The sequence below is a fragment of the Ruminococcus sp. RTP21198st1_G1_RTP21198_201120 genome (assembly GCF_040924265.1).
Lineage (GTDB): Bacteria > Bacillota > Clostridia > Oscillospirales > Ruminococcaceae > Hominimerdicola > Hominimerdicola aceti.
In genome coordinates, this window is the sequence record NZ_JBCOMH010000021.1 from 20114 (window position 1) to 35426 (window position 15313).

The 15313-nt window shown below is 45.0% G+C and carries 14 protein-coding genes; 13 read left to right on the plus strand and 1 reads right to left on the minus strand.

What is annotated here, in order from left to right:
* Positions 1-122: 122 nt before the first annotated feature.
* Complete coding sequence (locus tag AB5627_RS12575) at positions 123-479, minus strand: hypothetical protein (protein WP_195551823.1); 357 nt, start codon at positions 477-479, stop codon at positions 123-125.
* Between the two features lie 613 nt (positions 480-1092).
* On the opposite strand from AB5627_RS12575, the gene rny reads away from it, so the two are divergent.
* From rny to rpiB, 13 genes are all read left to right on the plus strand, one after another.
* Positions 1093-2658 (plus strand): ribonuclease Y, encoded by a 1566-nt coding sequence (gene rny / locus AB5627_RS12580; RefSeq protein WP_022288004.1) that lies wholly within the window; start codon positions 1093-1095, stop codon positions 2656-2658.
* Positions 2659-2843: 185 nt separating this feature from the next.
* Positions 2844-4343: an O-antigen ligase gene (locus AB5627_RS12585; RefSeq protein ID WP_117957745.1), complete on the plus strand. Its 1500-nt coding sequence runs from the start codon at positions 2844-2846 to the stop codon at positions 4341-4343.
* Between the two features lie 409 nt (positions 4344-4752).
* A complete protein-coding gene (locus tag AB5627_RS12590; protein ID WP_117891239.1) occupies positions 4753-5622 on the plus strand; it encodes a prohibitin family protein in 870 nt (289 codons plus the stop codon).
* A gap of 198 nt (positions 5623-5820) precedes the next feature.
* Positions 5821-6105 carry a hypothetical protein gene (locus tag AB5627_RS12595; protein ID WP_038670690.1) on the plus strand — a complete coding sequence of 95 codons (285 nt, stop codon included), beginning with the start codon at positions 5821-5823 and terminating at the stop codon, positions 6103-6105.
* A gap of 15 nt (positions 6106-6120) precedes the next feature.
* Entirely contained in the window at positions 6121-7221 is a 1101-nt protein-coding gene (locus tag AB5627_RS12600) for a hypothetical protein (RefSeq protein ID WP_038670692.1), read from the plus strand.
* 17 nt (positions 7222-7238) lie between these two features.
* Positions 7239-7958 carry a hypothetical protein gene (locus AB5627_RS12605; protein ID WP_195220418.1) on the plus strand — a complete coding sequence of 240 codons (720 nt, stop codon included), beginning with the start codon at positions 7239-7241 and terminating at the stop codon, positions 7956-7958.
* Between the two features lie 55 nt (positions 7959-8013).
* The gene (locus tag AB5627_RS12610) at positions 8014-9474 is read left to right on the plus strand and encodes an SPFH domain-containing protein (RefSeq protein WP_022287998.1); all 1461 of its coding nucleotides are present in this window, start codon (positions 8014-8016) and stop codon (positions 9472-9474) included.
* Positions 9475-9680: 206 nt separating this feature from the next.
* Complete coding sequence (locus AB5627_RS12615; RefSeq protein WP_022287997.1) at positions 9681-11351, plus strand: formate--tetrahydrofolate ligase; 1671 nt, start codon at positions 9681-9683, stop codon at positions 11349-11351.
* A 303-nt stretch (positions 11352-11654) separates the two neighbouring features.
* On the plus strand, positions 11655-12833 hold the full coding sequence (locus AB5627_RS12620) for a DUF3810 domain-containing protein (protein ID WP_265290909.1): 1179 nt from the start codon (positions 11655-11657) through the stop codon (positions 12831-12833).
* The gene (locus AB5627_RS12625) at positions 12833-13630 is read left to right on the plus strand and encodes a hypothetical protein (protein WP_022287995.1); all 798 of its coding nucleotides are present in this window, start codon (positions 12833-12835) and stop codon (positions 13628-13630) included. The genes AB5627_RS12620 and AB5627_RS12625 overlap by 1 nt, the downstream gene beginning before the upstream one ends.
* A gap of 4 nt (positions 13631-13634) precedes the next feature.
* Positions 13635-14090 carry a tRNA (adenosine(37)-N6)-threonylcarbamoyltransferase complex ATPase subunit type 1 TsaE gene (tsaE, locus tag AB5627_RS12630; protein ID WP_022287994.1) on the plus strand — a complete coding sequence of 152 codons (456 nt, stop codon included), beginning with the start codon at positions 13635-13637 and terminating at the stop codon, positions 14088-14090.
* The gene (gene tsaB, locus AB5627_RS12635; RefSeq protein WP_022287993.1) at positions 14071-14760 is read left to right on the plus strand and encodes a tRNA (adenosine(37)-N6)-threonylcarbamoyltransferase complex dimerization subunit type 1 TsaB; all 690 of its coding nucleotides are present in this window, start codon (positions 14071-14073) and stop codon (positions 14758-14760) included. Before tsaE ends, tsaB begins: the two co-directional genes overlap by 20 nt.
* 12 nt (positions 14761-14772) lie before the next feature.
* Positions 14773-15210, plus strand: coding sequence for a ribose 5-phosphate isomerase B (gene rpiB / locus AB5627_RS12640; protein ID WP_022287992.1), 438 nt, complete (start codon positions 14773-14775; stop codon positions 15208-15210).
* Positions 15211-15313: the final 103 nt, after the last annotated feature.

Consider the following 15313-nt stretch of genomic DNA (forward strand, 5'->3'; position numbering starts at 1 on the left):
TCTTTTTTATTTGAAATTCGTCCATTGTAGGGGCGAACAGCGTTCGCCCGCATATCACCCTGCGTTTTCTTGCGTATGGTCTTTTATAATTCGGGCGACCTCAGGTCACCCCTACAGGCATATTATTTGAAGTTCAGCAGTTCTGTATACTGCGAAACATACACATATATCCAGAAGCAAAGAAGCACTACGCTCAGCACCGTTGAAATGTCGCTCAAAACGTGCCTTGCCCTTTTTTTGATAGCCCATTGTCTGGAGCCGTCTTTTTTCACCCTGCAAACAAGCTGAGAGAAAAATGTGTTGAACCAGTATGATACTATCCATATGGGCAGAAAGGTGAGAAACCCTTGCTTGTCGGATATAGTCCCGCTCCATGATAACCAGCAAACATATCCCGCTGCACCATAAGCGCAAAACCCAATGGTATAGCAAATGATCGCAAGGATACGCCTTGTTTTCATGGCTTTCCTGTCTTTCATAGTATCATCACCCTCTTACATAACAAAAAAGTCCCATAGGACACAAATATCCTATGGGACGATGATATCGTGGTTCCACCCAACTTCATGCGCAGTTTCCTGCACAACTCATTAGTTGCTCCTTTAACGCTGAGCCTGCGGCGTGTATTAAACGCACTCAGGGGCGGTATCCTCACTCTGCATAGTCCTGCACCGCTCACAGCTCGTATAAAAACGTGCGGCGCTCTCTGAAAAGACCTTTCGCCGAGGGGCTTCCCCGTCAAAGCTTTCAAGTATAACTGCAAAAGACTTTATCTTTTACTTCAGTTAACATTTTAACACCTCTTCACCCGCTTGTCAAGGGGTTTGTTAGAAAATATATAATTTTGTGGATTTAACTAAAAAAATTCTTGACAACAGAGAAGTTTTATTATACAATAATATTGTGCATTATAATTTTTATATAACTGAAAGATGAAGTATAGTTTTTTGTATTATTCTGATGTTTTTTATAAAATAAATTTTGCAATTTTGTATCTTTACAATTTAATATCAGGTGGATATCTTTTTTTCATGCGTTTTTTACGCACAAAATATGGATATCCATACTTTCTAAGAAGGAGGAAAGCTATACATGGAACCAGGTATTGCTATTCTACTATGTGTAGTTGCTCTTGTTCTTGGTGCCGGTGTGAGCGGATTTATCTGCTTCAAACAGGGTATAAGCTATCGCAAAAAGACAGCCGAAGCTGCTGTAGGCTCTGCGGAAAAGGAAGCAGAGCGTATCGTTGACGACGCAAAGAAAAACGCTGAAACTCTGAAAAAAGAGGCATTAATCGAGGCGAAAGACGAGATCCACAAGTCACGCCAGGAAACGGAAAAAGAGCTTAAAGAGAGAAGGATCGAAGTTTCCAGACAGGAAAGACGTGTTCAGCAGAAAGAGGAGTCTATCGACAGAAAGCTCGATAATTTGGAGAAAAAGGAAGAAACTCTCCAGAACAAGCTGAAAAATGCTGACGAAAAGGTGGCTGAGGCTGACAGGATCAAGAAGTCACAGCTCGATATGCTTGAAAAGATATCTCAGTTCACTGTTGATCAGGCTAAGGATTATCTGCTTTCAAAGCTGGACGAGGATCTGGTGCATGAAAAGGCTGTGAGGGTCACAAACTTTGAAAATCAGGTGAAGGAGGACTGTGAGGCTAAGGCTAGACAGTATATCTCGCTTGCTATCTCAAGGTGTGCTGCCGATCAGGTGTCTGAATCAGCAGTGTCAGTCGTTGCATTGCCTAATGATGAGATGAAGGGCAGGATAATCGGACGTGAGGGAAGAAATATCAGAACTATCGAAACTCTCACAGGCGTTGATCTTATCATTGACGATACCCCTGAGGCTATCACCATCTCGTGCTTTGATCAGGTGAGAAGAGAGGTCGCAAGGATCGCACTTGAAAAGCTTATCCAGGACGGACGTATACACCCTACACGCATTGAGGAAATGGTAGAAAAGGCTAAGCGTGAAGTCGAGCTGAAGATCAAGCAGGAGGGCGAGAGAGCTATTCTCGAAACCAATGTTCACGGTGTGAACCACGAGCTTGTTAAGCTTCTTGGACGTCTGCGCTATAGAACAAGCTATAGACAGAACGTGCTTAACCACTCTATTGAAGTCGCTCACCTTGCAGGAATGATGGCGTCAGAGCTTGGCGTTGACGCAAATCTGGCAAGAAGAGCAGGACTGCTCCACGATATAGGAAAGGCTCTCAGCTATGAGATAGAAGGCTCGCACGTTCAGATAGGTGTTGACGTATGTAAGAAGTACAAGGAAAGCCCTGAAGTTATTCATGCTATCGAGGCTCACCATGGCGACGTTGAAACAAGAACTGTTGTTGCGGCACTTGTTCAGGCGGCAGACGCAATAAGCGCCGCTAGACCGGGAGCAAGAAGCGAGAACTATGAGAACTATATCAAGAGGCTCCAGAAGCTTGAGGAGATCTGCACGTCCTACGAGGGCGTTGAGAAATCCTTTGCTATACAGGCAGGCCGTGAGGTTCGTATCATGGTACAGCCTGAGAAGATCAACGATGAAAAAATGGTGCTCGTTGCTCGTGAGATCGCTAAGAGGATCGAAACTGAAATGGATTATCCGGGACAGATCAAGGTCAATCTTATCCGTGAGAGCAGAGCTATCGAATACGCAAAGTAAATTGTGTAAACAGCGGGCAGACTTTAGGGTTTGCCTGCTTTTTTTATTTCCCCACCACACTCCGCTTCGCTTTTAGTGAGGAATTAGGAGTGAGGAATGAGGAATTAAGGTATCGCCTGCGGCGATGTATTTTTAATTTTCAATTATAAAATAATAAAATATCTATGCTTTTTGGGGGATTTTTTATGTCAAAAGCAAAAGAGAAAAAAGAGGTCACTACCAATCAAGGTAAAAAGCACCTTTTCGGCAGTTCGGAAAAGTCGGATTTTATTCTGAATATGTCTGCCGAGTCTGCACAAAAGCTGTGCGGAGTTTACAGCATTATTGCTGTGCTTGTTCTGTGCGTTATCACAATTCCGTATTATTTCACACAGAATATCAAATACGGTATGGACGAAAGCGTCAACCGTACTCTTTATCTAAACGAAAAATTTATATTCTTTATATCTGCCGCTGTGCTTGCGGTCGGCTTTGTTGGATTTATCATTTTCCTTATTGCCAACATGAAAAAGCAGGTGGAGCTTAAAGACAACAAGAGCCTTATCGTACCACTTGCGGTTGTGCTTCTGTCGGTGATATCTTGCTTGCTTTCAGCGGATATTTTCACATCTTTCTACGGCTATCTCGACCGCTCCGAGGGTATGCTCACCATACTTGGTTATTGGGGACTTTTTGCCGCAGGAATGACAGTTACGGCTGACGACCGCAGGATAAAGCTTTCAGACTTTATCGTAGGAATAGGCGCATTTGAAGCTATCGTGGGAATTTTGCAGGCTATACCTGCTACCGCAAAAATAGTTCCAAACTATTTCAAAGAGATATTCTCGGGCTTCTCATCAGGCGGTATGACCTATACAAAAGAATATATCGCAACAGGCTTTTTGTGTACGCCTTTTGCATTGGCGGCAGTGCTTACAGTGATATCTGCCTTTGCGCTTAACGGTATGCTCTATGATGATAAAAAGGTAAGAAAGATATTCTATGCTATCTCCCTTGCCCTTATGACAGCGGCTGATATCCTCGCCTGCGTTGTCCCTGCTATCTTGGGACTTGGTGCGGTTTATGTTATATCTCTTATTATTGCCGCTGTAAAGTCGGGCTTTGCAAAGGATAAGAAACCTTTTATAGCCTGCCTTGTGGCTTTTATAGTCGCAGGAGGGATCTTTGCTGGACTTTTCGCCTCAAACGAGTTCAGACTTATGGACGAGAAAATAATCTTCCATGACAGCTTCGACAGACTTTCTATCACAGGCACTGGCAGAGGCGATGATACCGAACAGTGGATATATCCTTATCTGTGGGACGACGGAATGTATACTGCCGAGCAAAACCTTATCTGGGGAACCGGCCCAGACAACTGGGGAACGATATTCGAGTCGGGTGCTATAATAGACCGCTCTTATAATGAGTATATCGACCTTTTGCAGTCAAGAGGACTCATCATTTTCGCACTTACAATAGTATTCCTTATTATGACTATAGTAAAAATGTGCAAGCTCGTAGCAGGCTTTATGAAAGACAAAAACGGCTGGACAGGCTGTGCAGTATCAGCGGCGGTTCTTTGCTATCTGATACAGGCATTTTTCAACATAAGTTCTGTTACCTCATCACCATACTTCTGGATCGCGGCTGGACTTGTGTGGAGTTTCACAGCGGTAAAATCCAGTGCAAAGAAAAAGAGCTAACAAACCTATCTGTAGGGGCGGCCTTGGGTCGCCCGCTCTTTCATCAATACATTGATAAAAAATTCGGACGCAGTAAAATGAGTCCGATTTTTTTATGCCTTTTTTGCAGGCAATGATATAAACATATTAGCTTTTACATATATTGAAATATGGCTATAGACCTGTGCCAAATTTTTTCGCCCATAAATAACAAGCGGATTTGAACGAACGAGAATAGGCGAGATTGCGAGAGATACAGTGAGCTAAATCAAAAAATCTGTTCACTGCTGACTTCCGCTGACTTCCCCGAACTTTGTCGGACTTTGCTAATTTGTAAGGCTTATGATATAATCATATTAAACCAAATGGCAGAAAGCCTTTGGTTAGACGGCAAGTCGAAAGACTTTGTTTTATACGAAAGGAATAAATCATGAGCAAAGAAAAGGTCATTGACATTTCAACAAGAAAAACAGGAAAGATCGTTGGCATTTGTGCGGCGGCAGTTGCGGCTATAATAGTGGTCGTATCATCCGTGTCCATAGTTCCGGCAGGCTGTACGGGCGTTGTGACGACCTTCGGCAAGGTATCAGACACTGCACTCAACGAAGGATTGCATCTGAAAGTGCCTTTTGCACAGCGTGTAACAACAGTGTCAAACAAGATACAAGTTTATCAGGCTGACGCTGACGCAGTTTCAAAGGACTTGCAGACTGTGAACTCTACCATAGCGGTGAACTTCCGAATAAAGTCGGCTTCTTCTGCAAGCATTTTCAAGAATATCGGCTCAGATTACGAGAACGTTATCCTTATGCCAACGGTGCAGGAATGTATGAAGTCGGTATGTGCAAAATATACGGCTGAACAGCTTATCACTGACAGAGCGCAGGTGGGCGAGGAAATAAAGGCACAGCTCGTTTCAAAGGTGGATGAATATGGTATCGAGATAGAGAAATTCAACATTGTGAATTTTGATTTCTCATCTGAATTTAATGAAGCCATAGAGGCAAAGCAGGTAGCAGAGCAGAATCTTTTGAAAACAAAGACCGAGCAGGAGCAGGCTATAGTTGTAGCTGAGGCGGAGGCTAAGAAAAAGGTTATTGCCGCAGACGCTGAGGCAACTTCCATAAAGACCAAGGCTGAAGCTCAGGCAGAAGCCAACAAGACTATCTCTGAATCTCTTTCAAACGAGCTTATAAAGTATCAGACCATCGATAAGTGGGACGGCGTTCTGCCTAAGGTAGCCAATGACGCAAACCCTCTGATATCTTTTGACCTTGACGAGCAGAAAACCGCTGAATAACGCCGATTCCTGACAGAACGGCTGTTAATCGTTAAAAACACCAATGAAAGGTATAAAAATATGTTTAAATGGACAAAAAAGAATTTTTTTTGAACGTTGTATGACATATTTCTTGACATAAAAAGCGTTTTCTGTTATCATAAATATATGTGAACATATTTTACTTTTATGTAAAATATGGAGTTGGGAGGAGAAAAAATGTTGAAAAAGCTATACCGCACATTAGGCTTTGCACTTATTTCCTGCAATTTGTTTTTCACCCCTGTCATGGCATATGCCGACAGCAGTGTGAGCGTGGGAACAAATATGTGCTTTGCTATACCGGGAGGACTTATAACAGGTTTTGTGCTTGTTTCAATGAGCCGCACAAAACAGAAAGCTACCAAGGCAGATAAATACATAAAGAGTAATCTTAAACTCAATGGGCGTAACGACACCTATCTGCGTACCACCACTGATAAGACTAAGATAAAAGACGATTGATAGGGGGTACGGAAAATGGCTGTTAATATTTCTTATAAATGCCCTAACTGCGGAGCGGAGCTTTTCTGGAGTGCTGACAAAAACTGCTGGGCATGTGAATACTGCGACGGACAGTTTACTTTAAAAGACCTTGAAGAAGCAGGCGGTGACGCTAAAAAGGCGGAGGAACTCAACAAGGATAACGTTGAAAAGCATGAAGAGGTCGATAAGGACGAATACAGTATGTCAAATGACGGAACTGTAGGAAATGACCTTGTAAAGTATACCTGCTCACACTGCGGAGCGGAGATAATCACCGACCGCTCAACTGCAGCAACAGTTTGCGTTTACTGCGGAAATGCGGTAATAATGGGAGAGCAGATAATAGACAATTTCTCCCCTGACTATGTTATACCTTTTAAAGTGCCGAAAAATCAGGTAATGGACACTTTCCAAAAATTCAGCAAGAAGCCTCTTACACCGAAAGATTTCAACTGCGATAGGGTAGTGGACAAGATGCAGGGTGTTTATATCCCGTTTTGGCTCTATTCAGGAAACTGCGAAGGCTCTATTACTGCAGAGGGTATAAACACAAGAACATGGACTTCGGGAAATTACAGATACACAGAGAAAAAGTATTATTCAGTTTACAGAAACGGAAATCTCAATTTCAAAGCTGTTCCTGTGGATGCTTCTTCAAAGACTGACGATGACGCTATGGACTCTATCGAGCCTTTTGATTACTCGGAAATGACAGCGTTCAACCCAGGTTATCTTTCGGGATATCTTGCAGAAAGATATGACGAGGATAAGGATAAGTGCCTGCCTAGGGCTAAAGAACGTATCGAGAACACAACTCGTGACGAACTTAGAAATACTTGTAACTACAACAGCGTAAACGTTCAGTCATATGAAAAGCACACCGAGATAAAGGACGTTAAATACGCTATGCTTCCAACATGGCTTTTGTATACAACCTATCAGGATAAGCCTTATTTCTTTGCAATGAATGGTCAGACAGGTAAATTTATCGGAAACCTGCCTATAAGCAAGGGAAAGCTTGTGGCTTACTCGCTTCTTGGAGGCGTGGGCGGATATATTATCGGAGCTATACTTCAGATAATGGGAATATTCTAGTAGGGGGTATCAGCTAAATGCCTGAAATATCAACGGCACTTATAATAAAAATAATAGTTATAGTGGTCGCTATAGGCGGTGGTATAGCGGTGATATATTCTGTGAAAAAAGCGGTATCGAACACCATTGGCAGACAACTGAGCCGTGCCAACGACCTGCTAAGGACCATAAATGACGCAACTGAGGAAAGACAGAACAACGCCATGCAGTTTACTTATGTTGATCCTAATGTGGTGAACAACATAAAGAGAGATTTTCCTGACTATGATGAAAATATAGCAAGGAGCATAGTGGAAAACACTGTGATGAAATATTTTCTTGTTATAAACGGAGAAGCAAGCGAGAATCAGCTTGAATACTGTACCGAAGCGTTCAAGCAGAGAGCAGCCACGATGGCAAAAGACAACTTGTCAACGGTTACGCCAAAGCATTATGATGATATACATATCCACAAGTCGCAGGTGGCGTCTTATCATAGAGATCATGACGCTGCAACGGCAAAGTTTCAGGTATCTCTTGAATACAAGCTCAACGGGATAAAGGCACAGCACATTTATGAGGCGGATTATTCATACTATCTTTCAATGGGGATAGAGGGCGAAAACGCCAGCCTTATATGTCAGTTCTGTGGAGCACCTGTGGACACCGCAGGCTCAGTTTGTCCTTACTGCGGTTCTGAGATACACAGCTCTGTAGAGCGCACATGGAAAGTCAGCAGGATATCCATGCTGAGATAGACAAGTTTAAAACCCCTTGGGGTGAAATAATACAGACAACGAAAGGAATTTAACTATGGGACTTATTAAGATGTTTACATCAGCAGTCGGCTCAACATTTGCCGATCAGGTAGTAGAGTACTTCAGATGTGAGGATATGTCAACTAAGATACTCTGCCAGCCGGCTACTCTTGTTAAGAGAGGAAAGACTGTGAACAACGGCACAGAGGGCGTTATCTCAAACGGTTCACGCTTTGACGTTGCGGTAAATCAGGCGGCTTTGCTTATCGAGAATGGCAGAGTACACGATTTTGTTATTGGTACACAGGAAACAGCGGGTCAGTATAAGTATGATTCAACTGTATCTCCGTCACTTCTTGGCGGCGGCTGGGGTGACCTTGGCGCTTCTATCAAGGAGATAGGCAGAAGATTTACAGCAGGTGGTCAGGCTATGAACACCATGCGTCTTATCTACATAAACCTCAGACCTCTGCCTGGAAACAAGATAGGCTTCGGCAAGATACCTTTCAGAGACGGCGAAATGAACCTCACTCTTAACGCACAGGGTCATGGTCAGTATGAGCTTCAGATCGTAAACCCTATGAACTTCTATGAGAACGTTGTTCAGAACGTAAATAAGGTACTTACTGTTGACAGCCCTGACGGCGTGGCAGTTCTCGGCCAGCTTAAGGCTGATATGACACCTAAGTTCCAGAAGGCTCTTACAAGGATATCCGCTCAGAAAATACCATACGATCAGCTTGGTCTTTATCCTGATGAGCTTGCTGAAGCAATGAATGCAGAGCTTGAAGAAAAGTGGGCTACAAAGGGTGTTAAGATAACAAGCCTTGCTATTGAGCTGAACGTGGACGAAGAGTCAAAGCAGAGAATCGCAAAATTCCAGGAGGCAAAAACTGTTGGAAGTGATCCTTCAATGCTCTATGCTATGGACAGAATGTCTATCAACAAGGCAAGAGAGGCAGCGGCAAGCAACTCAAACGGTGTTATGGCAGGCTTTATGGGCATGGGCATGGCAGGCGGCATGATGGGTCAGCCAATGGACGCAACAATGTATCAGCAGCAGATGCAGCAGAACATGATGAATCAGCAGGCTGCACAGGCAGCTCCACAGCAGGCAGCTCCAGCGGCTGCACCAACACAGGCTGCACCTGAGAACGGCTGGACTTGTGCTTGCGGAACAAAAAACACAGGAAAATTCTGTGCTAACTGCGGACAGCCTAAGCCTGAGCCAAAGCCGGCAGCAGACAGCTGGAAGTGTTCATGCGGCACAGAGAACACAGGAAAGTTCTGTGCAAACTGCGGTTCACCAAAGCCTGAGCAGCCAGTAGGCTGGACTTGCTCATGCGGAGCAGTGAACAAGGGCAAGTTCTGCGCTGAGTGCGGAAAGCCAAAGCCTGCATCAGAGCCGCTTTACAAGTGTGACAAGTGCGGCTGGGAGCCTGAAGATCCGAAAAATCCTCCTAAGTTCTGCCCAGAATGTGGAGATCCATTTAACGATAACGATATTCAGAAATAATTCTTATAGTTATTTTGAGCCGTCCTGCGGAATGCGGGGCGGCTCTTTTTTGTGGGGCGATGTTCGGAAATGTGTCGGTTTATATAGTTTGTTTACATATGAAATATTGAAATCATCACGGATATGTGATATAATACATAGCGTATGATATTTTATATGGGTCTTTACCGATATACTAAAAATTTTTCCGAAAGGACTTGATCTAAATGCTGTCAGATATCGAAATCGCAAAGCAGGCGAAAATGCTCAAAATTGGGGAGGTCGCTGCTAAGCTCGGCATCTCAGAAGATGAATATGAGCCTTATGGTCACTACAAGGCTAAGCTTTCTGAGTCGCTTTATGCTAAAACTAAAAATGATCCAGATGGTAAGCTTATTCTTGTTACCGCTATAAACCCTACACCTGCAGGAGAGGGCAAGACCACTATTTCCGTTGGATTGGCTGAGTCTATGAACAAGATAGGTAAGAAAGCTATACTCGCTCTGAGAGAACCTTCTCTTGGCCCTGTTTTTGGTATCAAGGGCGGTGCGGCTGGCGGTGGATACGCTCAGGTCGTTCCTATGGAAGACATCAATTTGCACTTCACGGGAGATATGCACGCTATAACTGCGGCTAACAACCTGCTCTGCGCCCTTATCGACAACCATATGCAGCAGGGAAATGAGCTTCACATTGACCAGAGAAGGATACTTTTCAAGCGCTGCCTTGACATGAATGACAGAGCGCTGAGAGATATCGTTATCGGTCTTGGCTCAAAGGTGAATGGTATTCCTAGAGAGGATTCTTTCCAGATAACTGTCGCTTCTGAGATAATGGCTATTCTTTGCCTCGCTTCCGATCTGGCTGACCTTAAGGCTAGAATTGAGAAGATACTCGTTGCTTACACAACTGACGGAAAGCCTGTTTATGCTAAGGATATAGGCGGTTGCGGTGCTATGACTGCTTTGCTGAAAGACGCTTTGAAGCCTAACCTTGTTCAGACGCTTGAGAACAATCCTGCTCTTATCCATGGCGGTCCATTCGCTAATATCGCTCACGGCTGTAACTCAGTAAGAGCCACAAAGCTTGCTTTGAAGCTTGCTGACTACACTATCACTGAGGCTGGCTTCGGCTCTGACCTTGGCGCTGAGAAATTCTTTGATATCAAGTGCAGATACGCTGGTCTTAAACCAAGTTGCGTAGTTCTGGTGGCTACTGTAAGGGCATTGAAATACAATGGTGGTGTTCCGAAAACTGAGCTTACTAACGAAAATGTTGAGGCTCTTGAAAAGGGTATCGTAAACCTGAAAACTCATATTGAGAATATGCACAAGTTCGGTGTGCCTGTAGTTGTGGCTATAAATAGATTCCATACTGATACTGAGGCTGAGCTGGCTGTTATCGAGAGAGTTTGCGGTGAAATGGGCGTTGAGTTCTCACTGGCTGAGATTTTTGCAAAAGGCTCTGAGGGCGGTATCGACCTTGCGGAAAAGGTTTGCAAGACTATCGAAACAAAGCCGTCTGAGTTCAAGCCACTTTATGACGAGAAGCTCCCTATCAAGGATAAGCTTGATATACTTGCGAAAGAGATATACCGTGCAAACGGCGTGATCTATACAAAGCAGGCTGAAAAGGCTATAAAGGAGATCACTGACCTTGGATTCGGGGATATCCCTGTTTGCGTGGCTAAGACGCAGTATTCACTGTCTGACGACCCGACAAAGCTTGGCAAGCCTGAGAATTATGAGATAACAGTAAGAGATGTAAGGCTTTCAGCCGGTGCAGGATTTGTGGTAGCTTATACGGGCGATATTATGACAATGCCTGGTCTGCCTAAGAAGCCTGCGGCTTATAATATCGATTGCGATAATGAGGGCAATATCTACGGATTGTTCTAAGCCGTTTAAGTGAGGAGTGAGGAATTGGCATAGCCGACCGAACAAGTCACTTTGATAGAGTAAATACCGAGCGGAGCGATTTTGCGGCGTGGCAAATGTAGGGGACGGCGCCCTCGACGTCCCGTTTTTGGGAGCGACGAGGTTTGAATTTATACAAACCATGTAGGCGACCAAGACGAGCGAACGCTGTTCGCCCCTACACGATTTGTGCGATAAGATAATTTGTAGGTAAGCAGATAATAAGTCGGGTAAACAGGCGCGTTGAGATAGCAGAGTAAAATACATGAACCGAGGTGAGCGGCAGTGACAGATACAGCGGTGAAAAAGAGTGCGGAAAGTGTGAAAATGCCTGAGAACGGCAAGAAAAAACATCTCTCTTGGCAGGTCATTGCCTGCGTTTGCCTTGTGGCAGTCAGCGTGGTGCTGAACGTGATCGCCTGGAAAAGTACGGCGTTCTGCGACTGGTATACGGCTCACGTTTTTCCAATTTGGGAAAATACATATGGCAGGCTCACTTCGCTGTTGCCGTTTTCCTTCGGGGAACTGCTTATTGCGGTGGCGGTTTTTGGTATTCCGCTTTCGCTGGTGGCTATGCTGGTGCTTGTGATAGTCAGAAAAGGCAAGAGAAAGAAAACTGCGAAAATTTTCGGGCTTGTTTATATGTGGATAGTCACTTTTGTGGTGACGGTGCAGACCTTTAACTGCTTTGTTATTTATCATTGTTCAAGCTTTGCAGAGCTTAACGGCATACCAACGGAACAGCACACCAGGACGGAGCTTGAAGCTCTTGGCAACAAGCTTGTTACGGAGATAAATGCGCTTAGCAAAGAGGTGGAGCGTGACAGCGAGGGAAAATTCGTGCTGACCGCTGACCTTGACAAGACGGCTCAGGAGGCCATGCGTGGGCTTGGGAGCGAGTTTAAAAATCTCGGGGGATTTTATGTCACTCCGAAAGCTATAAAATGCTCGTTCTTTATGAGCCAGATGGACCTTATGGGCATCTATTTCCCGTTCTCTATGGAGGCTAACTACAATCAGGATATGTATAAGGCGAAGCTTCCTGACACCATTTGTCATGAGCTTGCTCATACGAAAGGCTACATTCAGGAGGACGAGGCGAATTTTATCGCTTTTATGGCGTGCGACAGATCGGACAATGCTGATTACCGCTATTCGGGCTATCTGGCGGCGCTTGGCGAGGTTAGAAACAAGATTTTTGACTATGCTTCTGACGATAAGAAGATAGAATTTGACAGCTCTATCTGCGACGAGGTGTGGGCTGATATGGAAGCAAACTGGGACTACTGGCGGAGCGTTGACGAGGCTAAGGACACTGTTTTCGACAGCGAGGCGGTGGGGGAGATATCTGACAAGGCAATGGAAAAATCTCTGAAGCTCAATGGCGTTGAGGATGGCAAGCAGTCCTATGGCAGAATGGTGGATCTTATGCTAAACTACTTCAAGGACAAGGGTGAGCTGTGATGAAAATTCTTGCGGTCATTCTGTTTCTCGGGATAATGCTCAGTTCATGCGGAAACAAGGCGGACAGTGAAAGGCTCAATGATTCGGCTTTTACCACTACTGCGGAAAGCTCTGTGGTGGATAGTGACAGCATGGAAGTTGACGAAAGCTCGCAGGTCGGTAATGAGAGCGATATTCAGGGCGACAGCTCGGAGGACGATATGAAGTGGCGGCTTTTTGAGGACACTTATAAGGAAACTGACAGCGGCAGGGCTGCGGAAAATTATGCTCACAACAAGGGCATAAATATAGAGGGCTTTGTGAAATACGGGCAGGAAAATCCCCCTGTGTGCGATCTGATGCTTGGCGAAACCAGGTTCGCAGGGGTAGGCTGTGAGGTCATTGCGGCTTATAATTATCTCACATACGAGGGCTTTGAGCCTGACATGGCAAAGCTTGCTTATGATTTTGAAAAGAATGCTCTTATTGCGGCGGACGGCTCGCTGGGGTCTAATCCTAGAAAAATAAGCGGTCTTTTTAAGGCAATGGGAGTGGGATACAAGAGATTTTATAAGGCTGATGAGGCTCAGGCGGCTGTTGAAGAGGGCAAGCCTGTGATAGCTTCTTTCCATAGCGGGTTGAATATTTTCAGCGGTATCCACACGGTTTTCGCTGTTAAAGAGGAGGGCAGGCTGTATGTTTACAACTGCTACAATTCAGCGGCGGACAAGACAGAGGTGGAGAGCATTTATCAGCTTATGAATAAAAACAGCCTTTTTATTGTGGGCTACACGGAAGATGACGGTCAAATGAGGTGATAGGTTGACAAAGGTATACAAAACATCATCTGCGGCGGAAACTATCGCTTTGGGTGAGGAGATAGGCAGACGGCTGAAAGGCGGCGATCTTATCGCTTACAGCGGTGGTCTTGGTGCAGGAAAGACTACTATTACAAGGGGAATTTCTATTGGCATGGGACTTGGCGACGAGGTGACTTCGCCCACGTTCGCACTGGTGAACGAATACCGTGGGGACAGGCTCAGCCTTATACACTTTGATATGTACCGCATAAATTCGGCGGACGATCTGGAAACTACAGGCTTTTTTGACTACATGGACGAAGACACTGTGCTTGCGGTGGAATGGTCGGAGAATATTGCTGAGGAGCTTCCTGAGGACGCTTTGAGGATAGATATTCAGCGCATTGACGAGGACAGCAGGGAGATAAGCATAACTGCACCTGAGGGAGATGATAGATTTGAAGATATTAGCTATTGACACAAGCGGAAAGGTCGCTTCAGTGGCGGTGACGGACGGAGAGAAGCTTCTTTGGGAGAAGTCTGTATACACAAAGCTCACTCATTCGCAGGTGATATTGCCTATGGTGAAGCAGGCTCTTGAGGAAACAGGGCTTACTTACGCTGACCTTGACTGTGCGGCTATTGCAAAGGGTCCGGGGTCTTACACGGGACTTAGGATAGGCGTGGCGGCTGTAAAGGGAATGTGCTTTGGCTGTGAGAGTTTAAAAAGCGCAGGAGTTTCCACTCTGCTTTCGCTGGCGTACAACTGCATAGATTTTGAGGGCAGGATAATTTCTGTTATGAGGGCAAGGCCTAAGATAGTTTACGCAGGCGAGTTTCAGTGCAAAAACGGCGTTATCACGAGGATATCCGCTGACAGAGTTTGCCCTGAAGAGGAAGTTTTTTCGGGAGAGTTTTCTGAAAAAACAATGCTTGTGGGTGACTGTGCGGCAGAGATAAAGGCGAAATATTTCGCTGACAACGAAAATGTTCAGCTTGCAAGCTATGTGAACAGGCTGCAGAGGGCTTCGTCACTGTGTCTTGCGGTGGAGGCTCAGCCTGAGATAATGGTTTCGGCGGACAGGCTGGAGGTATCATATTTGCAGGCTACAAAGGCGGAAAAGGATAAGGCACATAGGGATAAATAGGAGGAAATTAATATGAAAATTGCTATTGGCTGTGACCATGCAGGTCCTGAGCTTAAGGCGGAGATATTGGCACATTTGGACGAAAAGGGTGTGGAATACACTGATTTTGGTATTCAGGCAGGAGAGAAAGTGGACTATCCTGACAAGGCAAAGGAAGTTTGCGAGAAAGTGGCTTCGGGCGAATACGAAATGGGAATACTCATATGCGGAACTGGTATTGGAATGTCAATGAGCGCAAACAAGATAAAGGGAATAAGAGCGGCTTGCTGTTCAGACTATTTCTCTGCTAAGTATACAAGAGCGCATAATGACGCAAATGTGCTTTGCATTGGTGCGAGAGTGCTGGGGGCAGGCTTGGCTATCGAGCTGGTGGACGTTTTCCTTGAAACGGAGTTTGAGGGTGGCAGACATCAGAGGAGAGTGGATAAGATCTCTGAGCTGGAGAAGTAGTGAGGAGTTAGGAGTGAGGAATTAAGGTATCGCCTTGTGGCGAAGGATTTTTTTCTGACTTTTTGCTTTATGGAGCAGGGCGGCTTGTTGTTGCCCTGCTTTT